20 protein-coding genes are annotated in these 22,528 nt (G+C 60.1%); 13 read left to right on the forward strand and 7 right to left on the reverse strand.

Going from position 1 to position 22,528, the window contains the following annotated elements; genetic code table 11:
* The first annotated feature begins 14 nt into the window (after window positions 1-14).
* The gene (locus MDHKLMBL_RS06255; RefSeq protein WP_104270384.1) at window positions 15-902 is read left to right on the forward strand and encodes a cytochrome c oxidase subunit 3; all 888 of its coding nucleotides are present in this window, start codon (window positions 15-17) and stop codon (window positions 900-902) included.
* Between the two features lie 10 nt (window positions 903-912).
* Here the strand turns inward: MDHKLMBL_RS06255 and MDHKLMBL_RS06260 are convergent, their stop codons facing one another.
* Window positions 913-1,116 carry a twin transmembrane helix small protein gene (locus tag MDHKLMBL_RS06260; RefSeq protein ID WP_053113472.1) on the reverse strand — a complete coding sequence of 68 codons (204 nt, stop codon included), beginning with the start codon at window positions 1,114-1,116 and terminating at the stop codon, window positions 913-915.
* Window positions 1,117-1,196: 80 nt separating this feature from the next.
* On the opposite strand from MDHKLMBL_RS06260, the gene MDHKLMBL_RS06265 reads away from it, so the two are divergent.
* From MDHKLMBL_RS06265 to hrpB, 6 genes are all read left to right on the forward strand, one after another.
* On the forward strand, window positions 1,197-1,934 hold the full coding sequence (locus tag MDHKLMBL_RS06265; protein WP_053113473.1) for an SURF1 family protein: 738 nt from the start codon (window positions 1,197-1,199) through the stop codon (window positions 1,932-1,934).
* Window positions 1,927-2,565 (forward strand): redox-active disulfide-containing membrane protein, encoded by a 639-nt coding sequence (locus tag MDHKLMBL_RS06270; protein WP_053113474.1) that lies wholly within the window; start codon window positions 1,927-1,929, stop codon window positions 2,563-2,565. Before MDHKLMBL_RS06265 ends, MDHKLMBL_RS06270 begins: the two co-directional genes overlap by 8 nt.
* Window positions 2,566-2,629: 64 nt before the next feature.
* Window positions 2,630-3,691 carry a COX15/CtaA family protein gene (locus MDHKLMBL_RS06275; RefSeq protein ID WP_104270385.1) on the forward strand — a complete coding sequence of 354 codons (1,062 nt, stop codon included), beginning with the start codon at window positions 2,630-2,632 and terminating at the stop codon, window positions 3,689-3,691.
* Window positions 3,688-4,608: a heme o synthase gene (gene cyoE, locus MDHKLMBL_RS06280; RefSeq protein WP_014578909.1), complete on the forward strand. Its 921-nt coding sequence runs from the start codon at window positions 3,688-3,690 to the stop codon at window positions 4,606-4,608. Before MDHKLMBL_RS06275 ends, cyoE begins: the two co-directional genes overlap by 4 nt.
* Window positions 4,609-4,756: 148 nt before the next feature.
* Window positions 4,757-5,428, forward strand: a complete 672-nt coding sequence (locus MDHKLMBL_RS06285; protein WP_062783569.1) for an SCO family protein — start codon at window positions 4,757-4,759, stop codon at window positions 5,426-5,428.
* A gap of 22 nt (window positions 5,429-5,450) precedes the next feature.
* Entirely contained in the window at window positions 5,451-7,931 is a 2,481-nt protein-coding gene (gene hrpB, locus MDHKLMBL_RS06290; RefSeq protein ID WP_104270386.1) for an ATP-dependent helicase HrpB, read from the forward strand.
* On the opposite strand, the gene MDHKLMBL_RS06295 is transcribed toward hrpB, so the two are convergent.
* Window positions 7,885-8,739: an eIF2B alpha/beta/delta subunit family protein gene (locus MDHKLMBL_RS06295; protein WP_104270387.1), complete on the reverse strand. Its 855-nt coding sequence runs from the start codon at window positions 8,737-8,739 to the stop codon at window positions 7,885-7,887. The genes hrpB and MDHKLMBL_RS06295 overlap by 47 nt on opposite strands.
* Before the next feature lie 141 nt (window positions 8,740-8,880).
* On the opposite strand from MDHKLMBL_RS06295, the gene MDHKLMBL_RS06300 reads away from it, so the two are divergent.
* Window positions 8,881-9,699 (forward strand): hypothetical protein, encoded by an 819-nt coding sequence (locus MDHKLMBL_RS06300; protein WP_104270388.1) that lies wholly within the window; start codon window positions 8,881-8,883, stop codon window positions 9,697-9,699.
* A gap of 178 nt (window positions 9,700-9,877) precedes the next feature.
* Complete coding sequence (locus MDHKLMBL_RS06305) at window positions 9,878-11,053, forward strand: type III PLP-dependent enzyme (RefSeq protein WP_008176745.1); 1,176 nt, start codon at window positions 9,878-9,880, stop codon at window positions 11,051-11,053.
* Window positions 11,054-11,223: 170 nt separating this feature from the next.
* Here the strand turns inward: MDHKLMBL_RS06305 and MDHKLMBL_RS06310 are convergent, their stop codons facing one another.
* The 4 genes from MDHKLMBL_RS06310 to MDHKLMBL_RS06325 are packed head-to-tail and all read right to left on the reverse strand — an operon-like array spanning window position 11,224 to window position 15,721.
* Window positions 11,224-12,426, reverse strand: coding sequence for an MFS transporter (locus MDHKLMBL_RS06310; protein ID WP_104270389.1), 1,203 nt, complete (start codon window positions 12,424-12,426; stop codon window positions 11,224-11,226).
* A gap of 12 nt (window positions 12,427-12,438) precedes the next feature.
* Window positions 12,439-12,834 carry an ectoine synthase gene (locus tag MDHKLMBL_RS06315; RefSeq protein ID WP_008176749.1) on the reverse strand — a complete coding sequence of 132 codons (396 nt, stop codon included), beginning with the start codon at window positions 12,832-12,834 and terminating at the stop codon, window positions 12,439-12,441.
* Window positions 12,835-12,884: 50 nt separating this feature from the next.
* Window positions 12,885-14,315, reverse strand: a complete 1,431-nt coding sequence (locus MDHKLMBL_RS06320; protein WP_104270390.1) for a GTPase/DUF3482 domain-containing protein — start codon at window positions 14,313-14,315, stop codon at window positions 12,885-12,887.
* Complete coding sequence (locus MDHKLMBL_RS06325; RefSeq protein ID WP_104270391.1) at window positions 14,312-15,721, reverse strand: DUF2868 domain-containing protein; 1,410 nt, start codon at window positions 15,719-15,721, stop codon at window positions 14,312-14,314. Before MDHKLMBL_RS06325 ends, MDHKLMBL_RS06320 begins: the two co-directional genes overlap by 4 nt.
* Window positions 15,722-15,818: 97 nt before the next feature.
* On the opposite strand from MDHKLMBL_RS06325, the gene MDHKLMBL_RS06330 reads away from it, so the two are divergent.
* On the forward strand, window positions 15,819-16,181 hold the full coding sequence (locus MDHKLMBL_RS06330; protein ID WP_008176755.1) for a DUF6164 family protein: 363 nt from the start codon (window positions 15,819-15,821) through the stop codon (window positions 16,179-16,181).
* An 11-nt stretch (window positions 16,182-16,192) separates the two neighbouring features.
* Here the strand turns inward: MDHKLMBL_RS06330 and MDHKLMBL_RS06335 are convergent, their stop codons facing one another.
* On the reverse strand, window positions 16,193-17,104 hold the full coding sequence (locus tag MDHKLMBL_RS06335; protein ID WP_053113481.1) for an alpha/beta hydrolase: 912 nt from the start codon (window positions 17,102-17,104) through the stop codon (window positions 16,193-16,195).
* Window positions 17,105-17,458: 354 nt separating this feature from the next.
* On the opposite strand from MDHKLMBL_RS06335, the gene MDHKLMBL_RS06340 reads away from it, so the two are divergent.
* The 3 genes from MDHKLMBL_RS06340 (at window position 17,459) to MDHKLMBL_RS06350 (ending at window position 22,499) form a co-directional block, all read left to right on the forward strand.
* Window positions 17,459-19,564 carry a 3-hydroxybutyrate oligomer hydrolase family protein gene (locus tag MDHKLMBL_RS06340; protein ID WP_167450396.1) on the forward strand — a complete coding sequence of 702 codons (2,106 nt, stop codon included), beginning with the start codon at window positions 17,459-17,461 and terminating at the stop codon, window positions 19,562-19,564.
* A 142-nt stretch (window positions 19,565-19,706) separates the two neighbouring features.
* The gene (locus tag MDHKLMBL_RS06345) at window positions 19,707-21,119 is read left to right on the forward strand and encodes a sigma-54 interaction domain-containing protein (RefSeq protein WP_014578922.1); all 1,413 of its coding nucleotides are present in this window, start codon (window positions 19,707-19,709) and stop codon (window positions 21,117-21,119) included.
* Between the two features lie 327 nt (window positions 21,120-21,446).
* On the forward strand, window positions 21,447-22,499 hold the full coding sequence (locus tag MDHKLMBL_RS06350) for a TRAP transporter substrate-binding protein (RefSeq protein ID WP_053113486.1): 1,053 nt from the start codon (window positions 21,447-21,449) through the stop codon (window positions 22,497-22,499).
* The last annotated feature ends 29 nt before the right edge of the window (window positions 22,500-22,528 follow it).

Raw genomic sequence — 22,528 nt, forward strand, 5'->3', positions numbered from 1 at the left:
CATCGGAGACTGTCATGGCGGAAAACCAGACCTACTACGTTCCGGAACAGAGCAAGTGGCCCATCATTGCGACGGTTGGCCTCGGCGTGACCCTCTATGGGGTTGCGGCCATCATGGTCAACGGCAAGCAGGGCGAGAGCACCACCGGTGCCTGGATCATGTTCATGATTGGCGCCATCATCATGGCGTACATGTTGTTCGGCTGGTTCGGGAACGTCATCAAGGAAAGCCGGGCCGGGCTGTACAGTCCGCAGATGGATCGTTCTTTCCGCTGGGGCATGAGCTGGTTTATTTTCTCGGAAGTGATGTTCTTCGCCGCGTTTTTCGGGGCCCTGTTTTACGTTCGGGTTTTCGCTGTGCCCTGGCTGGGTGGCGAGGGCGACCGGGGTTCCTCCAACATGCTGTGGGAAGGCTTTCAGTCGAGCTGGCCTCTCATCAATAACCCTAGCCCGGAGGCCTACCCCGGACCCAAAGAGGTCATCAGTGCATGGGGCTTGCCGTTGATGAATACCATTCTGCTGGTGACATCTTCCTTCACGGTAACCGTGGCTCACCATGCCCTGAAGGCGGGCAATCGGGCGAAAACCAAGCTCTGGCTTGCCCTGACCATTGTGCTGGCCATCGTGTTCGTGTTTGTCCAGGGCTATGAGTACATGCACGCCTACCAGGACCTCGATTTGACTCTGCAATCCGGGATCTACGGCAGCACCTTCTTCATGCTGACAGGCTTCCACGGGGCACATGTGATTCTCGGGTCTCTGATGCTGATCATCATGCTGATTCGCATAAACAAAGGCCACTTCACGGCCGATAATCACTTCGGGTTTGAAGCGGCGGCCTGGTACTGGCACTTTGTGGACGTGGTGTGGCTTGGTCTCTTTGTCTTTGTCTACATTCTCTGAAAAAGGTTGATCAGGGCGTCGGGTTCAATGTCAGGGCGCCCTGCCACAGAGCAATCAGAATGACCGCCAGGAGCAGTATGCTGAGTGTGACCCGAACCGCCAGGGAGTTCACCACCCGGTTGGTTTTGCCGCCATCCTTGATGAGAAAGAACAGGCCACTGAACAGACTCACCACGACGGCAAGCATCAGAAAAACGATAAAGCCCTTGAGCATGGGAGTTCCTGTTTTTGTAGGTGCAGTGAATGTACGGGCAGGAACAGGTTCCAGACCCGTTGAGGTCACTATAGCAGAGCATGTCTGATTCGCAGGGCCAACACCGTCAATGGCACTTTGACTGGCGATTGCTGGTGTTCAGCGGCGTCTTCCTGCCCATACTTATTGGCCTCGGTGTCTGGCAGCTGAATCGGGCGGAAGAAAAGCAGCTTCTGCTGAACCAGTGGCAGCAGGAAGCGGAAAACCGGGCCTGGCAGGACATGGAGTCCGGTGATCTGACCCGTGGTCGGCCTCTGACACTGACCGGGATGTACGGAAGCCGAAACTGGCTGCTGGATAACCGGACCCGTGATGGCATCCCGGGTTATGAAGTCCTGACAGAGTTTCGTCCTCTGGAAGGGCCGCCGGTTGTGGTTAATCGCGGTTGGGTCCAGGCGCCGCGAACCCGGGATCAGCTCCCGCAGCTGGAAACGCCGGAAGGGATTTTTACCCTGGAAGGTCGACTCAGTGACTATCCGGTGCCGCCGGTGCTGGTGGATCAGCCAGAGGCAGGCGGTCCGTGGCCCCGGCGGGTACAGAGTCTGTCCGGAGAGGCCGCACGAAAGGAGATTCCGGATCTTCCCGACAAAATAGTAAGGCTTTCCGGCAATCGCCAGCCGGGCGCTTACCGGGCGGATTGGGAACCGGACCTGATGGGGCCACAAACCCATTACGGATATGCCACGCAATGGTTTGCGCTGGCCGTGGCGCTGACTATATTGACTATAGTGGCGAGTTACCGAAAGACAGGAGCCAATAATGACAATGACAATGGCTAACCGGATATCCGACCAGGAACACAACGAAGGGCCAACCCCGGAACAGGTGCGTCGCGGCCGTCGCACGGCATTCCTCCTGTTTGCGCTGGGTTTTGGCCCGATGATTGTTGCAACCATCATGTTTTATACCGGCTGGCTGAACCCGGCCGGCCACACCAATAACGGCGTTTTGCTCCAGCCAGTGGCCCCGGTTTCAACGCTCAATCTCGAAACGGCTTCCGGTACTCCGCTGGCAGAACGCTTTGGCCCGGAAAAAATCGATCCGGACTGGCTCATGATTGTGGCTGCCGGCCAATGTGGCAGTCAGTGCGAAGAGCTGCTCTATCTGGCCAGGCAGGTGAATATCGCCCTTGGCAAGAACGCCAACCGGGTCTCCCGGGCTGCCGCACTGGGTAGTGTGCCCTCCGATCTGCAGGCGCGTTGGTCCTCCGAATACAGCTCCATGGAGCGCCTTGTGCCTGCGGCGGGTGCCCGGCCGGACTGGCCAGCCGGTATCAATCCGGAAGCGGAGCCGCGCATCCTGCTGGTTGATCCGTTCGGTAATGTGATGATGCATTACGGTTCCGAGCATACTGGTAAGGATATGCTGGAGGACCTGAAACACCTGCTCAAACTGTCGCAGATCGGTTAATGGCCAGAGCGGAGAGTCAGCCTTGAATCAGTCATCTGTTTCCCCAACTACGGCAGCCCACAAGATGGCAAAGTGGGCAACCTTTGCCGTTTTGCTGGCGATTGTCGTGATCATGCTGGGTGCCTGGACCCGCCTGGTGCACGCAGGGCTGGGGTGTCCTGACTGGCCCGGGTGCTACGGTTTTCTCACGGTGCCCCAGAGCGAATCGAACATTGCCATAGCGAATGCCCGTTTTCCCGATACGCCGGTGGATGTGCAAAAAGGTTGGCCCGAGATGATCCACCGCTACGCCGCAGGCACCCTGGGGCTGGTGGTGTTCGGCCTGGCGGCCTACGCGGTTCGTAACCGGCGCCAGGGTGTTCCGGTAAAGCTGCCTTTGTTTATCGCCGGTTTCATCATTCTTCAGGGCGCTTTCGGCATGTGGACGGTGACCCTGAAACTGTGGCCCCAGGTGGTGGCGCTGCACCTGCTTGGCGGCTTTACCACACTGAGTCTCCTGACGCTGCTGGCCCTCCGGTTGCGACGTCAGGCGAGGCGGACAGGTGATCGGGAGCCCCCGCCATCCAATGCCCTGTCCGGTTTCCGGCCCTGGCTCTATGGCGGGCTGCTGTTAGTGGTGATGCAGATTGCCCTGGGGGCCTGGACAGCGGCCAACTACGCGGCCGTTGCCTGTACCGATCTGCCCACCTGTCAGGGCCAGTGGTGGCCTGAGGGCATGGATTTCCGGCACGGCTTTGACGTGACCCAGCATGTGGGCCCGAACTACCTGGGTGGCCAGCTGACGGCGGATGGCCGGGTGGCCATTCATGTCACTCACAGACTCGGTGCCATGCTGGTGCTGGTCTATTTCGCCGCATTACTGGCGTTGATGTGGCGTCGACGTGGTGATTCCGGCCTGGATAACGCCATCCGGCTGGTGGCGGTCCTGCTGGGTGTTCAGATCCTGTTGGGTCTGGCCAACGTGATTTTCCATATTCCCCTGTCCATCGCCGTGGCCCACAACGCCATGGGCGCAGGTCTGCTGTTGTCAGTCATTCACCTGATCTGGCGGCATCAGCTATTACTCGAACCACATAGCATCCCGGCAACACACACAACAACAATGAACCAGGAGGTTACGGCATGAGCGAGCAAGTGGAAGCACTGCCGGCCCAGGCAATTGCGAGCGACTCCAGAACAACCATTTCCTGGCGTGACTACCTGGAGCTGACCAAGCCCAGGGTTGTCGCGCTGATGATCCTCACATCGGTTATCGGGATGCTGCTGGCGGCGCCAGGCGTGCCCGGTTGGGGCGTCTTGGTCTGGGGCAATCTGGGTATCGCCCTGCTGGCCGGCGCGGCTGCGGTGGTCAACCATGTGGTAGACCAGAAAATTGACACCGTCATGGCTCGCACCCGCAAGCGCCCGGTGGCCACAGGCAAGATCTCGCCTGTGGATGCGATCCTGTTCGCAACGATACTCGCGTGTGTTGGTATGGCCGTGCTGATGTGGCAGGTGAACCACCTCACTGCCTGGCTGACCCTCGCCTCCCTGGTGGGTTACGCCGGTGTCTATACCCTGTTCCTCAAGCGTGCTACGCCCCAGAACATCACCATCGGTGGTCTTGCCGGAGCCATGCCACCGCTGTTGGGGTGGACCGCTGTGACCGGCCAGGTTGAGGGCCACGCCCTGCTGCTGGTGCTGATCATTTTCGCCTGGACCCCGCCGCATTTCTGGGCTCTGGCTATCCATCGCAAGGAAGAGTACGCCAAGGCGGGCATTCCCATGCTGCCGGTCACCCATGGCAACAAGTTCACCGAGCTGCACATCCTGCTCTACACCCTGATGTTGCTGGCAGTCAGTCTGCTACCTTTTGTCACAGGCATGTCCGGCGGTATCTACCTGGTGGGCGCCCTGGCCCTTGGCCTGCGCTTTCTGCAGTATGCGGTAAGGCTGTTGAAGGGTGACGATCGGCGGGTGGCCCTGAATACCTTCAAGTATTCCATCACTTACCTCATGGCCCTGTTTGTGGTATTGCTTGTGGATCATTTTGTATTCTTCTGAGTCAGACATTGTGCTGACGCAGGCGGGGATGGCTTTCCGAAACACGCTGTAAATACGTCCGTGTACGCCCGGCTACGCCATCCATGGCTCCGCAAGGTTTCGGAAAGCCATCCCCGCTTGCTTATCTGATCAACGAAGTGGACCACCCATGAAAAGCTCCAGCTCTATTCGCCTTACCCTGTTCTGCCTTCTGCTAATCGTTGTTCTGATCTTTGGACTGGTTGTCGGACGGCAGGTGTTCCTGGTGGGCAACGAGGAACCGATTCCGGCGCCGGAGCTGACGGAGTTCAATACGTATGTCTATGATCAGCCTCGGCAATTGGCAGAGTTCACGCTGACGGATGAGAACGGTGAAACGGTCACGCGGGAGAGTCTGAGGGGTCGCTGGACCATTGCATTCGTGGGCTACACCAATTGCCCGGATATCTGCCCGGCAGCCATGGCCAATTTGCGCCAGACCGACAAGCTGCTGTCCAAGGAATTGCCCCAGCCTGACTATCTGCTGGTCAGCGCTGACCCGGAGCACGATACGCCGGAGAAACTCAAAGCCTACACGGACTTCTTCGGTGAAAATTTCCATGGTCTGACCGGAGATCTGGACACCTTGCGGGAACTGGCCAAAAGCCTGAACGCGGTGTTTGTCCATCGTGAGGTGGATGGCGAGCTGCTGGTGGATCACAGTGGCCATTTTGCGCTGCTGAACCCCGACGGCGAACTTGCTGCTGTGATCCAGCCGCCCCATAATCCGCACAACCTGGCCGAGGCCTTTGAGCGGATTTACCAGTGGGCAAAGGCCAATCGTGAACGGGTGAGCTCCTGACGCTTCAGAAACCCGGAATCCGATGCTCCCTATTGATGCCATTCTTCCAGACCTGAAAGCGGCCCTGGAACGCACGACTACCGTACTTCTGCAGGCTCCGCCCGGTGCCGGTAAAACCACCCGTGTGCCTGCCGCCCTTCTGGATGCGCCCTGGCGCGGTGACGGCAAGATCCTGATGCTGGAGCCCCGTCGGCTTGCAGCTCGCTCTGCCGCCCGGTTCATGGCCCGGCAACTCAATGAACAGCCCGGACAGACGGTAGGCTATCGCACAAGGCTGGATACCCGTGTGTCTGCGGCCACCCGGATCGAAGTCGTGACCGAAGGCATCCTGACCCGGCTGATCCAGGCGGATCCGATGCTGGAGGAGTACGCGGCGGTCATCTTTGATGAGTTCCATGAGCGCTCTTTGCAGGCGGATCTGGGCCTGGCCCTGGTGCGGGAATCGCAGCAGGCGTTGCGGGAGGATCTGCGGTTGCTGGTGATGTCCGCAACCCTGGATACCGGGCCGATTGCGCAAGTGCTTGGAGACGTTCCCGTAATAACCAGTGAAGGACGGGCGTTTCCGGTCGATGTTCATTACCGGCCGTTGCCGCGCAGTGGCCGCATGGTGGATCAGGTTACCGCTGTGGTTCGGGAGGCATTGGCTGATCAAAGCGGCTCACTGCTGGTGTTTCTGCCCGGTGTGGGTGAGATACGTCGGGTTGAGCAACAGCTCCGTGCAAACCTGCCGGACCGGGTGATGCTTGCTCCACTATACGGCAATCTGAAATCGGAGCAGCAGGACCAGGCAATCTCGCCGGCTCCCGAAGGCCAGCGCAAGGTGGTGTTGGCTACGGCTATTGCCGAAACCAGTCTGACCATTGAAGGGGTTCGGGTTGTTATCGATTGCGGTCAGCAGCGTCGGGCCGTTTTTGATCCCAACAGTGGCATGACCCGCCTGGTCACTGGCCGGGTATCCAGGGCTTCTGCGGAACAGCGTAAAGGCCGGGCCGGCCGGATGGAGCCCGGGGTCTGTTATCGATTGTGGAGCGAATCGGAACAGTTCGGATTGGCCGATTACACGCCGCCCGAAATTCTGGAGGCCGATCTGGCACCCTTGGTGCTGGAATTAGCCCAGTGGGGCGCGCGGGAAGCCGATGCCGTCGCCTGGATTGATAAGCCCCCTGCCGCCCATTGGAGGCAGGCTGTGGCCCTCCTGCGGTGGCTCGATCTGCTCGATTCAGACGGAGCTATTACGGACCACGGCAAAGCGGCCCGGGAGCTGGGTATACACCCGCGACTGGCGCATATGGTGCTGAAAGGCCGTTCTATAGGGCTCGGAGGCGCGGCTGCGGCCGTGGCCGCCTTGCTGGAAGAGCGTGATCTCCTGGGCCCCGGAACTGGTGCGGACATGCACGAGCGGGTTCGGGTGTTCTTCGGGGAACGGCGGGATCGCACGCTGGATGTCGCTCGCCTGAAGGCTGTACGCCAGTCGGCCCGGCGTCTTTCCGGGCCCGGGACGACTGAGGCAACACCGCCCTCGGAGACCGAAATCGGCCGATTGCTTGCCCTGGCCTATCCGGACCGTATTGCCAGGCGGCGATCGGATAAGGCGGCGAGGTATCAGCTCAGTAATGGCAAAGGTGCGGTACTGAGAGAGGATGATCCCCTGGCACGGCACGAGTGGCTGGTGGCGGCCGAGCTGGATGGCCAGGCCCGCGAAGCCACGATTTACCTGGCCGCGCCGGTGGACATTCCGGACCTGGAGCTCGACCTGGCTGACCACATACAGGAGATCGAAGAGGCACTGTGGGACGACAGCCAGGGTAAAATTCTGGCGCGGCGTGCGCGAAAACTGGGTGAACTCGTGCTTCAGGAAAAGCCGCTCGGCCGGGTGGATCCGGAACTGGTCCGGCAGGGGCTGCTCAGCGCGATTCGGAAGAAGGGCCTGGAAAGCCTGCCCTGGAGTGATGGCAGTCGCCAGTGGCGTGCCCGAATGAGGTTGCTCGCCAGAACCTTCCCGGATTCCGGCTGGCCGGACACCGATGACGCGGCGTTACTGGATAATCTCGAGGTTTGGCTGGGCCCGTTTTTGGTCGGCATGACCCGATGGTCCGATTTGGCCCGGATCGACCTGCTGGCGGCCCTTAACAGCCTGATTGATTACCCGGCCCAGCAGCAACTTCAGAGTCTGGCGCCAACACACCTGACCATACCGACCGGCCAGCGGGTGAGTCTGGATTACACCGCCGACAATGGCCCGGTTCTGGCGGCCAAGCTCCAGGCGTTGTTTGGCTGGAAAGAAACCCCTGCCGTGGCCGGCGGGCGGGTGCCGGTGGTGCTGCATCTGTTGTCCCCCGCCCAACGTCCACTGGCGGTCACCGCGGATCTGGCCAGCTTCTGGCGTAACGCCTACCCCGAGGTGCGCAAGGACATGCGTGGACGGTATCCCAAGCATCCCTGGCCGGAAGATCCGTTTACCGCCGAGGCTCAGCAAGGCACGAAAAAACGCCCAACTCGCTGATGCGTTTGCTGACCAGCGCGTGTGGCACCCGCTCAAAATAGATATTCCGTGGCGTTATCCAGTCTCCCGGCGGTGCGTTGAGTTCTTCCGCGGGCATTTCCTCGAGTTCAACGGACCCGGGGTCGGCGTCGCTGTTCCGGAAGCTGTCGGCAAGAACCCAGAGGGGCTTCCCGGCCGCATGGGCCGCCAGAGCCAACAAGTGTGTACCGCTTTTGTTGATAAACTGCCCATTGGTAAGCCAGGTATCGCACCCGGTGATTATCAGGTCAGCCTGGGGCACAAACAGTCCCATCTGCGCATCGGTGATCAGGGTGACGGGTATGGCTAGCTCGTTCAGCGCCCGTGCCAGGGAGTGGCCCTCGAAACCCGGGCTGCTCTGGGTGCAGATGACAGAGAAGGCCCGGTCCTTTTCCGCCATTTTACGAAACAGCGCCAGTACCGCGGAGCTGGCGCTATGGGTCAGTATCACCGGCGACACTGGCAGAAGATCGATGGCGTGCCGGGCAATGGTTCCGGTGGCATTTTCCAGCTGGTCTCTGATGTCCATGACGGCCTGCCGTGCGACCTGAACATCACTGGATAGACGCTGCTCGATCATGGCCAGTGCATTGCCAATCACGATCATGCTCGGGCGTGCCGCCCGGAGTTCTGCCAGTAGCCTCAGAAATGTCTCGCCCTCTGGCTCGACCTCGTCGAGGTAAGATAGCAGTTGATCGAGGGTGTTCAGTGCCAGCTGTGTAGCGCCTGACCGGGAGTCCGCTTTCAGTGCGGCCAGAAGGGACTTTGCCCTCGCATCAAGTTCCTGCATTCCGCTCTCCCGTGCTTCTGTGCTGCTTGAAGGGTAGCACCTGTACGGTCTTTTCCTGATGTCCGGACGTGAAAATAGCACTTGCCTGAATGTCAGCCCTGTATAAAATACGCGCAACTCAACCCCGAGTGCGCAGTATCCATGCACCTTGTTTCCTTCGATATTTTCCGAACCCTGGGTTTTCCCGACACCACCGTCCTCAAGCCGGAGCAGTTTCTGCGCCATAAAGAACTGTTGCGGGAAGCGGATTGGGTCCTGTTCCCAGAATACTGGCAGTTAAATGCACTGGTTCACGGTCTTAAGTGCCGGGTGTTTCCCAGCGAAGCCAGCTACCGCATCGGCCACGACAAAGTGGAGATGACCCGTGCATTCCAGACGGTGGCCCCGGAGCACACGCCCTGGACCATGATTGAGGCCAACGGCCCGGTGGAACGTGACATGATCTGGGATGCCATGGTGCATCCGTTCGTGGCAAAGCTTCCCAAGGCCAGCATGGGCGAAGGCGTCTGGCTGATTGAATCCCGTGAGGACTGGCGCCGCTACTGCGAGCGCACTGACGTGCTCTACGCCCAGGAATACCTGCCTCTGGACCGGGATGCACGAGTTGTTGTGGTTGGCAATCAGGTGCTGACGGCTTACTGGCGAACCCAGGCCGATCAGGGCTTCTACAACAATGTGGCCAAAGGTGGCCGCATCGACAACAGCCCGGTTCCCCCGGCGATGACGGCGCTGGCATTGCGGCTGGCCCGGGATCTGGGTGTTGATCACGCCGGCTTTGATATTGCGCTGGTGGATGGCCACCCTTACGTACTGGAATTCAACCGGTTGTTCGGAAACAAGGGATTGGGCCAGGGCACGGAGCTCCAGGAAGCGATTCTCGGCTATCTACGGGAACAGACTGAACCGGAAGACCCGGACGGGCCTACCGAACCACCGCCGATATGGCCGGTGGCGGTCTAGGAATTCCCGCCAGAATTCATGCCAGTGGCGTTGCCAGTATTGCCCATTACTTATGGGTAGATATGCTCATATCCGGGCCCTCAAAAAAGCCCGATGATCGCGCTATCTAACGGGTGCTGCAGCGTTGCTGTAGTGCCTTTTTTTATGCCTGTTTGCCCTGTGGAGGGACACACCACCCATGACCGAAGCCGCTAACGCCAATATCGCCGATTACTACGAAGCCGACACGTTCAAGCGCATCAAGGACTTTGCCGACGGCAAGGAAACTCCGTTTGTGGTGATCGACACCGCAACGATTGACCGTCAGTACGACGAGCTGGTCGAGGGTTTCCCCTACGCCAAGGTTTACTATGCGGTGAAAGCCAACCCGGCCCCGCAGATCCTGACCATGCTGCGCGACAAGGGTGCCTCTTTCGATATCGCGTCGGTTTACGAGCTGGACAAGGTGATGGCCCTGGGTGTGACCGGTGAGCGGATCAGCTACGGCAATACCATCAAGAAGGCGAAGGACATTCGCACCTTCTACGAGAAAGGCGTTCGTATGTTTGCCACCGACTCGGAGGCAGACCTTCGCAACATCGCCAAGGCGGCCCCGGGCTCGAAAGTGTATGTGCGTATCCTGACCGAAGGTACCCTGACGGCAGACTGGCCGCTGTCCCGCAAGTTCGGCTGCCAGACCGACATGGCCATGGACCTGCTGATCCTTGCCCGTGACCTGGGTCTGGTGCCCTACGGCGTGTCGTTTCACGTCGGTTCCCAGCAGCGCGAGATTGGCGCCTGGGATGCGGCCCTGAACAAGGTGAAGGTGATTTTCGAGCGTCTGAAGGAAGAAGACGGTATCGAGCTTAAGATGATCAACATGGGCGGTGGTTTCCCGGCCAACTACATCACTCGCACCAATGAGCTGAAGGTGTACGCCGAGGAGATTGCCCGCTTCCTGCACGAGGACTTTGGTGCGGAGCTGCCGGAGATCATCATCGAGCCGGGCCGATCGCTGATTTCCAACGCCGGTGTTCTGGTGAGCGAGGTGGTTCTGATTTCCCGGAAATCCCGTACTGCCCTGCATCGCTGGGTGTTTACCGATGTGGGCAAGTTTTCAGGCCTGATCGAGACCCTGGATGAGGCGATCAAGTTTCCGATCTGGACTGAGAAGGCGGGCGAAGGCGAGGACTGTGTGATTGCCGGGCCGACCTGTGACAGTGCCGATATCATGTATGAGCATCACAAGTATCCGTTGCCGTTGAATCTGGCGATTGGGGATCGGATGTATTGGCTGTCTACCGGAGCCTATACAACGACATACAGCGCCATTGAGTTTAATGGGTTTCCTCCGTTGAAGGACTATTACATCTGACCCTGTATTAGTTCGGAGTCTGGCCGCGGGGCGGGGGTGTCCTTTCCTCTGGGAAAAACAACTCGCTTTGCTCAGACATTTTTTCCCGGCGGAAAGGACACCCCCGCCCCACGGCCGTTCCGGCTGGATATGGGGAGTCCGCGAAGGGAAAATTGGTATTCAGAGAAGGATCAGCTTTCGGGCTGGTCCTTTTTTCGTTCCAGGTTCAGGGTAAAGGCCAGGGGCAAGACCAGCAGGCCGTAGGTGATCATCAGCATCAGGGCATGGCGGGCATCGCCGGTCCAGTCGGCGACGACACCGCCAAGCATAGGCACGCAAAAAGCGACGGTGTAACCGACCAGGAAGGTGCCGGCGGAGAGGCGGCCAGTTTCGGCGGCGGAGACCACCAGCGGGGGTATCGCTACGAGCAGGATCAGGAGCATGCCGGCGACCAAGCTCATGAGGGTGGCACTGACGATGGACCACCAGCCGGTAAGCATGACCGCGCCAATGGCGCCGAGCAGGCTGATGCTGGCCAGGGTGGCGATGACGCCACGACGCCCGACCCAGTAGCGCGCCATTTTCAGCATGATCAGGGAGGCGAAGACCTGGGCAAGGTTGTACCAGAACAGGGCATCCGGCAGTTTGTCGAACTGGCCCTGATGCTGCAGCAGGTTGCCCATGTACGCGTTGAGGCCAAAAAACAGCGAGCCGGACAGGCCGAGCAGTAGACCGATTCTCAGGGTCAAGGGGTTATGCCAGTCCGGTAGCCAGGCTACTTTTCGCACCGGTTTGGCCCGGTCCCGTTTGGGCAGGAACAGGGCTGCGGCAACCAGCAGCGCCGGGAGTGACCAGGCCACCAGGGTGGCGCGCCAGCTGTTGTCTAGCAGGGGCATGAGCACAGGCAGCGTGATGCCGGCACCGATGAACTCACCCATCAGCATGCCGTTCATGTAGATCGCCGAGCCTAACGCGAGGTGGTGGGGTTCCAGCCACCGGGGCAGTAGTGCCGGCAGTGATGGTTGCATCATGGAGACGCCGATGCCCATGACGGCACTGGCAATCATCAGGGTCAGGGTGTCGGGCATCAGGCCGCGCCCGGCGGAGCCGATCACCATAATCACCATGGCCAGAGCCAGGGTATTGCGGGGGCCAATCCGGGCAATGGCCAGTGAGCCGGGCATGGAGCCGATGGCCAGCATCAGGATGGGCAGGGTGGTCAGGGCGCCGGTGAGTGCCTGGGTGAGTGCCAGTTCGTTGCTGATGAAAGGCGCCAGGGGCGGCGCGACCAGTACCGGTATCCGCAGGTAAACGCCTGCCAGCCAAAGCAACACCGCCACCGGCAGCAGCTTCGCTGGCGGTGGCGGTGTGGTCGCGGCCTGGTGTTCAGCCACGGGCAAGACGATTCAGTCTTCGCTGGTGTCCGGCAGATAGGCACCGTCTTCGTCGTGGACTTCACGGCCGGTAACCGGTGGATTGAAGGCACAGATTAGTCGCATGTCTTCCGTGCCACCGTACAGGGTGTGCTGGTCATGCTTGTCGAGTGCGTACAGGGTTCCGTCAGTGATCTCGTGGGTTTCACCAGTGGCTTTGTCCAGGATCTTGCCGTTACCGGCAACGCAATAGACGGCTTCCAGGTGATGCTTGTACCAGAGGTTCAACTCGGCCCCGGCAGGGATGATGGTCTCGTGGAAGGAAAAGCCCATGCCGTCTTTCTTGAGCAGCATGCGGCGGCTTGTCCACCCTGGGCCGGTGACTTCCCGCTCGGTACCGATAATGTCTTGCACTCGTACGATTTTCATGAGCATTCCTCATTGTGTGATGGAATAGCCTTTTAGTATAAACATCCCTTTCAGGTGCGGTTCAACCGCCAATCGTCGTAAACGGCCATGGCCTGTTCGATCGAGGTGGCGAATCTTTCCCGCTGGCGTTCATCCAGGGGGCGCCGTTTCCGGCACTTGTCGAAGGCTTTCTGAATTTCCTGTCGGCTCGATTTTTCAAGTCGCTCGAGCCAGTGATGGTCTGCTGGCTCAAGGTCCAGCAGGTCGCGACCAGCGTGATTCCGATGGGAGATATGCCACCAGTGATCCACGGCCCTTCCCAATACAACATAGCCGAACTGGCTGTCCTGTACAGGACCGAAGGTGGCTGTTTTCAATCCGTCCCTGAGAACGCCGATACTCAGCGCCGGCAAGGCCAGCCGGTCTCCGTAGAAATAGCTGCCGGCAGCACCGATCAAACCGCCCACCAGAGCGCCGGTTCCTAGGGAGGAGCCGAAGGTCAGCGCGTCGATTCCGGCGCCACTGACGGCGCCCGCGCCGAAGCCGGCGGTGGCCAGGTAGCGTTTGCTGACGGCCCAGGCTTTGCGGCTGTCTTCCGAGAAAAGATCATGTTCACTGTGCCACTCGAGTTCGGCTTCCTGGCGGCGGATGCGCTGGTGTTGGTACAGGTGCTCGATATCCACGCGCAGGGTCTGTTCACGCTTGCGCTGGTGGCGATACCAGTGCTCCCTCAGCTGTTTGGCCAGAGGGTCGTCGCTGGTTTCGGCGGCCTGGCCGGCGGTGAGGGTACGTTTCTCCTGGTAGGACATCATGTCCTCCAGCGCCCTGGCGATCAGTACTGCGGCCAGTTGCCGGCGCTGCTGGCGCTGGCCGGACAGGTAGTGGGTGGCCTGCTCCAGAGGCATTTCCCAGTCAGGCTCCAGCTGTCCGAAAGCCCGCAGGAGGCTCAGATGTTGCTCAAAAGTGGCGCGAACCGCGTCGAAACGGCGGACAACCTGAAAGAACTGGCCCAGCGCGGCCTGCCAGGTATCACTGTAGTCGTCGGCACCGATGCTGTTGATCAGGGCCAGGCTCGGGCGGCCGGTCCAGCGCAGGATGGTCATTTCTGCTTCGTGCTCTGCGCTGTAGGGCACCGAGCCGTCCACCACGTAGATGATCCCGGCGCCTTCAATGAGCGGTCTGAGAAGCTCACATTCATCGGTGAATCGGCCGTCCCCCTCATGCTGTGCCACAAAGGCTTTGACGGTGTCTGCGTGGTCCGAGGCGGAGACACTGTGGGCTTCCAGCCACTCCATTACCCGTCTCGGCCGCTGGAATCCGGGCGTGTCGACCAGAGTGTAGAGGGTCTGGCCGTCCACCTTCAGCGGGTACGCCTGATGCCTGCGTGTGGTGCCGGGTTCCAGGGCAATGGCAATGGCATCGTTCTGGGACAGGGTCGCCACCACGCTGGATTTACCCTTGTTCGGGTGTCCGACGACCGCAAACGTGGGTATCCGAGTCATGACCCGTCCCCGATGGCTGTGTAGGGGTCCCGCATCTGGAGCGGGGGCAGAGACACCTGGACGAACTCGCTGCCCACCCTTTCGGCAAATCGCAGCCAGGGCTGGATCTGGTGGGCATCGGGTTGCTGATTGCTGTCCGTGGCCAGTGGCACGAGCGCGACCCTGGCGTTGTCGGGCCAGATGTCCCGGGCGGCCGCCAGGAAGTCCTGAAGCTCGCCGGTCGGGGGTTGCCAGCAGCGAACCAGCAGGATGACTGCCTTGGCGTTGTTTTTCAGATGCTCAGCGATCCGGTGCAGAGCCTGATCATCGTCCGAAAGGCTGGCGCTGCCGCCGGCCGTGAGCACGAGCTGCTTGCCTGACCGAAGCGACTCTGGCAATTCCGGTTCACCGGCGCCGGCCCAACACAACAGAATGTCGCTATCGGGCAGTGGTCGCAGGTTGCCTCGAGTGTCGGTGTCCGGAAGATCGTCGGCGTCATGATGGCTGTTGCCAGTGTCCAGGGCGGGTGTTTCCATGCGATAGAGCAGGGCGTGCATGGCTGGATGACTGGTGAGCAGGCGCCGGGATTTTTGCCGGGCCTGCACGGACGCACACGCCCAGAGAATTATCCTTGGCAGAAGAACCCAGGTTGCCCACATCATGGCCACAAACGGCCACCACAGGCCCCAGAGGGCCGGGTCAGGACTTGCCGTTGGGTTACCGGCCCGGAAAAAACGCGTCGCCTCGACCAGCGCAAGATCCGGGGCCGCGGCAGGCCAGAGCCAGGCCCAGGGCGTCGCAATGGCCTTTACCAATCCGTGATAGCTGGTGGCGGCAGTGTCCAGCGTGGTGCTCCAGCCGAAGGCGAGGTCCTGCAAGACGACCATGGCCAGCAAGGTAAACAGCCCTGCGATGGCGAACGCAATGCCGCCCAGGTGAGCCGCTCTGGCCATCAGAACAGGCTGAAGCCTGGTGAAGGCGCCATCTCCCGGGTTGACCCCCAATCGACGTGCCAACCAGCGCCAGGGCTGCCATCCGGCCATGGCTTGCACGGTGGTGAACAGGGCGAATATCAGGTGCAGCAACACGAACGCCAGGAAAACCGTGATGTTGATGCGCTGGCCGCCGTCATAGAACAGCAGCCCGGCCATCGCCAGCGTGCCCGCAACCGCGCCTGACACTGCAAAACCACCGTTGATCCGGCGCCACGATGCCAGTGTCCGGTCCGCGGATGTCGGGGTTGTCCGGGGAACGCTGAAACGGTTCAGGTGGGCGAGCCAGCGGGCCGCGTCCGGGGCCTCGCCCTGCTCTTCACAGACGAGAGCAAACTTGCGATCGCGTCGATGCAGGAAGGTAGGCGGCTGTGATCTGTCCCGTTGCGCCTGGCTGTCAAACTCCAGCAGCAATCGGAGGGGGTTGTCGGTCATTCAGGGTTCCGGTGTCGAATTCGGGCTGTCGGGCCCCGTCGGGCTTTAGTGCTAGGATATAGGGATACCCGCACCTGATACCAGACAACGAGAGTCCATGCCCCACCATCTGATGAACCTGCGCCATGTACCCGATGACGAGGCCGAGGAAATCCGGGCCCTGTTTGATGCCCACGAGGTAGCCTATTACGAGACGCCACCAAGCCGCTGGGGCATCAGCATGGGCGGTTTCTGGGTGCACGACGACGATGAGGCGGCCAGGGCCAGGGCGCTGCTGGATGAGTATCAGAGGCAACGCTATGAAACCCAGCGACAGGCCTACGAGGAGCACCTGGCCCGGGGCGAATCCGGCGGTTTCTGGTTCATGCTCAGGCAGAGGCCAATCCGGACTCTGGCGGCCTGCATTGCCATTCTGGTCATCATGGGCCTGAGCCTGCTGCCGTTCATCCGGATCGGATAGCGACCCGGCAATCAGTCGCTGTTCTTTCGGTCGAGGAATGCGATTGCCTCGTCAACCGCATCGCCGGCTGTGAGAAAGCTGGTGACATGTCCTCGCAGATGCATTTCATAGAGTTCGCTGTATACCTGATGACTTGCGAGAGCGTCCCGGAAACGTTCGGCCTGGCTGAAGGGCACAAGCATGTCCACGGCGCCGTGAAAGAGGAAGAAGGGCGGTGCGTTGGCCGTCACGTGACTGATCGGTGAGGCACTGCGATAGGTGTCCGGCATCGCCTGCTGCTCGCCACCGAGGAACTGCCGGATCAACTTGCCCGAACCGAACGCCATGAGGTCAGACGGCAAGCCGCCGGCGACAACAGCGTGCAGCCGGGACTCCGGCCCGCCGTAGGGCTCGTTCAGCTCGCTGTCGGAGCTTGCCACCAGGGCCAGCAGGGCAATCAGATGGGCGCCGGATGAAAACCCGAAACCGCTGACTTGCTTGCGGTCGAGGCGGTATTTGTCGGCATGCTCGTTCAACCACTGGCGGGCGAGCTGGAGATCATGCAGCTGCGCCGGGAAGGTGTATTCCGGTGCAAACCGGTAGTCGATGTTCAGCACCGCGAAACCGTGGCTGGCCACTTCTTCCGCGATCCAGGCCATATCTTCACGGGACCGTCGTTGCCAGCCACCCCCGTGAACCATCAGGACCACCGGATGGCGATGCCCTGAGGCCCCGTTCTCGGGCAGGTAAAGGTCGGCGAAGAGTTGTTGTGGCCAGTTATCGGGGGAGAACTGTAAATTGCGCTCTACCTGAAAGGATTGCTCTCCCGGCAAGGCCGCGTTCTCTGGTCCATTGTGGTGGGTCGCGCATCCGGCCAGCAACAGCAGGCTGCCAATCACGCCGACCAACCCACCCCGTCTGCCCCCTGTTCGGTAACCGGGCACTGGGCTCTCCTTTTTCAGGCGAATTGAGGTTTCACATCAAATCTACGACGCACTGATATTGATGGATGCCGGTACGGGGCGGATTGCCTCATCCAGACTCCATTGTCCGACATTCAGTACAGTGTCCGGTTTCAAGGACAATCTCTGCAAGGCTCGCAATAGGCGTGTTTTTTGATGATTGCCGGCCCCGGGAATGTCCGGAAATCCGGAATTATTCTCTCAAGTTCAAGTAATAGGTAATTTTAATATATATAAATCAGATACATAGCCAATTGGCACAGGATGCGCATGGCGTTCCCGGGGCCCGGCTTGCGGCCTGGTCTGTTCGTTTACAACAACAAACAAGGAACGATCATGAAACGAATAATGCTCTGCGCCCTGATCGGCGCCACGGGGTTGACCCTCTCAGCCTGCAAGGATAATCCACCGTTCAACGAAATCCCCGATTTCATTCAGGGCGATATCAGTCAGACCAGCTACGATGGTATCACCGATGACCTGCTTACTGCGGGCCTGGGTGCCAGCGGTCTGGCCAGTGCGCCCGGGCCTGCATTCGCAGACCCTTTGAACCCTACCGCTGCAGAACTCCGACGGTTGGCGATCTATAACAACTATCGCGCACTGGTGGATACCGCCCCCGGAGGCGGTTATGGAACCTTCTTTGGTCCGCAGGTTAGCGCCAGCGGTGAAGGCCTGATTGCCGGTGACGAATTCATTGCCTACATGTCTGTGCCCGGAACCGACATGCCGGTTACGGTGATGGCCCAGGTGCCCGATAGCTTTGACCCGGATCGACCCTGCATGGTCACGGCGCCGTCCTCCGGCTCCCGTGGCATCTACGGTGCTATCGGTACGGCCGGCGAGTGGGGCCTGAAAAAAGGGTGTGCTGTCGTATACACCGACAAGGGCACAGGGACCGGTTCTCATAACCTGGCTACAAACACCGCCCAGCGGATTGATGGCACGCTCACCTCCGATGTCGAACCAGTGCAGTTCCGGGCCGACCTGACCGATGGGCAGCGAGCGGATTTCGACAGCGCCTGGCCGGATCGGTTTGCCTGGAAGCACGCTCACTCCAGAGCCAATCCGGAAGCCGACTGGGGCCAGCATGTACTGCAGTCCATTGAATTTGGGTTTTACGTGCTGAACGAGAAGTTTGGCCGTGAGCTGGGCAACGGCGAAACGCTGCTGACCATCAAACCCAAAAACACCGTGGTCATTGCCTCCAGTGTCTCCAACGGTGGTGGTTCTTCCGTCCGTGCAGCCGAGCAGGATACGAAGGGCCTTATCGATGGCGTGGCGGTGTCCGAGCCCAACGTGAACCCGCAGGTGGACCGAAGCTTCACCATACGCCAGGGCGAGGGCCCGGAGATTACCGAGCACAGCCGCAGCCTGCTGGATTACACCACGGCCCTTGCCGTCTATCAGGGCTGTGCCAACCAGGCGCCGGCGATCCGGGACGATGCGCCATTGAACGCCACCTTCAATCCCCCTGCAATCGGCGAGAATATCTGTAACTCCCTTGCCAACAAGGGGCTGGTGAGTGGTGCCACGCTGGATGACCGAGCCACAGACGCGCTGCGCATCCTGAACGAGGACTTTGGTATTCAGCCGGAGCAGAATCTGCTGGCGCCGGTGCACTTCGGGCTCGCCGTAGCCCAGAGTATTTCTATGACCTATGCCAATGCTTATGGTCGCGCCGGTGTCGAGGATCGTGTCTGTGATCTCAGCCTGGCGGCAGTGGATGGCGCCGGGGCAGTGGCTCCGATAGCGCCGGGGGTAGAGGCCGCTCTGTTCTCTGTCAGCAATGGCATTCCGCCGTCGGCCGGCGTAAACATCGTCTACGATGGTGCCGATGGTCAGCCCACCAATCTGCCTGCCAGTGCTTCACCAAGTACCAACCAATTGGACTATGGCCTGGATGCACTGTTGTGCCTTCGTAGCCTTGCCCAGGGCAGCGACCCCGTCAGCGGAGCTGATCTGCAGGGCTCTGACGCCGAGCTGGCAACGGCCATTGCCGAGGGTATCGCCGAAGTCCGTGCCTCGGGTGATCTGCAGGGCAAGCCGACGGTTTTCGTGACCGGCCGTGCCGATGCGATTCTACCCATCAACCACACCTCCCGGCCCTATTTTGGCCTGAACCAGCGAGTGGAAGGAAAGAAAAGCAACCTGCGGTACTACGAAATCCTGAACGCGCATCACCTGGACGTACTTAATGGGTTCCCGGGCGTTGCGGACCGGTATGTGCCGTTGCACCACTATTATTTCCAGGCGCTGGACCTGGTCTGGGCGAATCTGACTGAAAAGCAGGCGTTGCCGCCAAGCCAGGTAGTCCGGACGGTGCCACGGGGCGCTATCACAACACCGCTGGCGGAGGTCAACCTGCCGGCGATCAATCCCGCGCCGGATGCCGGCGACCGGATTGTCTTTACTGACAACCAGGTCCGGATCCCGGAATAAGTGTGACACGCGCCGGCCCGTTGCGGGGCCGGCTTCGTTTGCCCCCGGTCCGGGGGCCCCATATACTTCCGTCACTGCACCCGGCCTGTCGGGTGCGAGGGTTATCCAGATGAATGACATTCGACCCGTTGGTGCGCGGTACATGACACAGCTGTTTTCTGACAACAATAAAAGTGGCCTGACCAGAGACCTGATCGAAGCCCTGTTTCCCATGTTCGAGGAAGCCAGCGCCGGTGCCATCGCCGTGGACTGCGATGCACGGATTACCTGGATTAACAGCAGCTACTCCCATCTTCTTGGCCTGGGCGATCCGTCTACCATCATCGGCAAACCGGTGCGCCAGCTGATCCCTCACACCCGAATGCCCGAAGTGGTCGAAACCGGTAAACCCCTGCTGCTGGACATCATGGAGCACAACCAGCAACAGTTGGTGGTAACGCGCCTGCCGTACTACGACGACAACGGAAAAATCGTCGGTGCCGTGGCCTTTGTACTTTACGACGACCTTCAGCCCCTGACGCCACTGGTGTCGAAATACCGTCGGCTCCACCAGGATCTGGCGGCCGCACGCAAGGCGTTGGCGAAAAAGGCACGAGGTACTCGCTACAGCCTCGGTGATTTCGTTGGTGCCAGCCCGGCAGCGCTGGAGGTCAAGCGTCGCGCGCGCTTGGCGGCCGGTCGCGATATGCCGGTTCTACTGCTGGGAGAAACGGGCACCGGCAAGGAAGTACTCGCCCAGGCGATTCATACGGTCTCGGGACGTGCGGAGAAACCGTTCGTGGGAGTGAACGTGGCCGCCATTCCGGACAACCTCCTTGAGGCCGAGTTCTTTGGCGTCGCACCCGGCGCCTACACCGGTGCCGATCGCCGCACCCGGGAAGGCAAGTTTCAACTGGCCAACGGTGGCACCCTGTTTCTCGACGAGGTGGGTGACATGCCGTTGCCGCTGCAGGCCAAGCTGTTGCGGGCCCTGCAAGAGGGAGAGATTGAACCGCTGGGCTCCAACAAGGTGGTTTCGGTGGATGTTCGGGTTATTGCTGCCACCAGCAGAAATCTTGAGGTCATGATCTCCGAAGGAACTTTCCGCTCCGATCTTTATTACCGCCTTAATGTCCTGGAAATCCCCATTCCACCCTTGAGGGATCGGCTGGCGGATCTCGGTGTGCTCTGCGAAGCGCTTCTTGAAGAGATCTGCGAGGGTCTGGAGTTGCGTGGTGAGATTACGGATGCTGGCGTCTCGGCGCTGGGCAGTTATGACTGGCCGGGCAATATCCGTGAGTTGCGCAACGTTCTCGAGCGGGCAATGACCATGGGCGAGGAAGGTGGCTTGCTCGATGCCGATGCGATTTTCAAGGTGTTGCCCCGAGCCGGGACGCGCCCGGTGTCTTCTCTGGCGCCGCAACCGGTGAGGCCGTTGTCCCAGACACTCGCCGAGGCAGAGGCCCAGGCGATCGAAGAAGCTCTGGTGGCAAGCCGTGGCAACCGTACCCGGGCTGCCAAGCTGTTGGGTATATCCCGATCTGTTCTGTACGAGAAACTGGCCAAGTTGTCCTGAAATCCGGACGACTGTCTGCCCATCCGTACAATCCCTTACGACTGACGTCTAATGATGTCCTGAATTCCGGACGCTTTCCCCCGTGCCGGCTTCAACCGAATTTTATAACTGACTGAATTATATAAATAAAATTAAGATGGCATAGTGTCTGCTATATCCGAGGCGCAGGACGTCAGAACAATGCACAGAACAAGACTGGCGCTAACTGTTGGACCCCAAACATCACCCTGTCCGTCTGTTCCTGCATTCTCTGACTATACTCAGTTCAGGCCTTTCTGGTTGAAAGCCGCCAGGCCAGACAAAACAACAAAGTTAGGAGACTTGCCAATGAAACTTCTCAAGGCTCTCACCGGTGTGGCCGGTGCGATCGCTCTTACCACGGGCTCCGCTTTTGCAGACGATCTGCGCTGGAAAATGCCCGTAGCATTCGCAACCAACCTTCCTGGCCTCGGTTCTCCCGCTGCCTGGGTCGCAGACAATCTCACTACCGCCTCTGATGGCAGCATCCAGGTCCGCGTCTATGAGCCCGGCAAGCTGGTTCCGCCGTTCGACATCCTGCAGTCCGTCTCGGACGGCAAGGTTTCCGCCGGTTACACCTGGATCGGTTACGACCAGGGCAAAGTGCCCGCCATTCCACTGTTCGCCGCTGTTCCCTTCGGAATGAAGCCGCCTGCCTACATCGGCTGGTATTACTACGGTGGCGGTCATGAAATGCTGCAGGAAACCTATGCCAACAAAGGCTTCAATGTTCACGCACAGCTGTGCGGCATCATTGGGCCTGAGACAGCGGGTTGGTACTCCGAGCCCATCGAAACCCTGGAAGATTACAAAGGCCTGAAGATCCGCTTCGCCGGCCTCGGCGGCAAGGTCCTCGAAAAGCTGGGCGCTTCTGTCACCATGATGCCTGGCGGCGAGCTCTACCAGGCACTGGAGAAGGGCACCATCGATGCCACCGAATTCTCCATGCCAGCTATCGATCAGATCCTGGGCTTCAACCAGGTGGTCAAGTACAACCTGTTCCCGGGCTGGCACCAGCAGTTCACTGCCCAGTACATGCTGATCAACAAGGACGAGTGGGCACGTGCCACCGAGGCACAGAAGGCCCTGGTTGAGGCCTCCTGCACCGCGGCAACCACCCGTGGTCTGGCCGAGGGCGAGTACAAGAACGGCAAGGTTCTGGCCGAGTTCCAGGACAAAGGCGTTCAGGCTGACCAGATCCCCCGCGACGTTCTGCTCAAGCTGAGGGAAGTAACCGAGGAAGTGCTCGAAGAAGAAGCTTCCAAGGATGCTGACTTCAAGCGTGTTTACGAAAGCCAGCAGGAGTTCATGGAATCCTACAAGGTGTGGGATACCCGCGCCTATGTTCCGGCGGACCTCTGAGGTTCGGGGCTGACCCAGGGCACCGGACG

The sequence above is a fragment of the Marinobacter flavimaris genome (assembly GCF_002933295.1).
Taxonomy (GTDB): Bacteria; Pseudomonadota; Gammaproteobacteria; order Pseudomonadales; family Oleiphilaceae; genus Marinobacter; species Marinobacter flavimaris.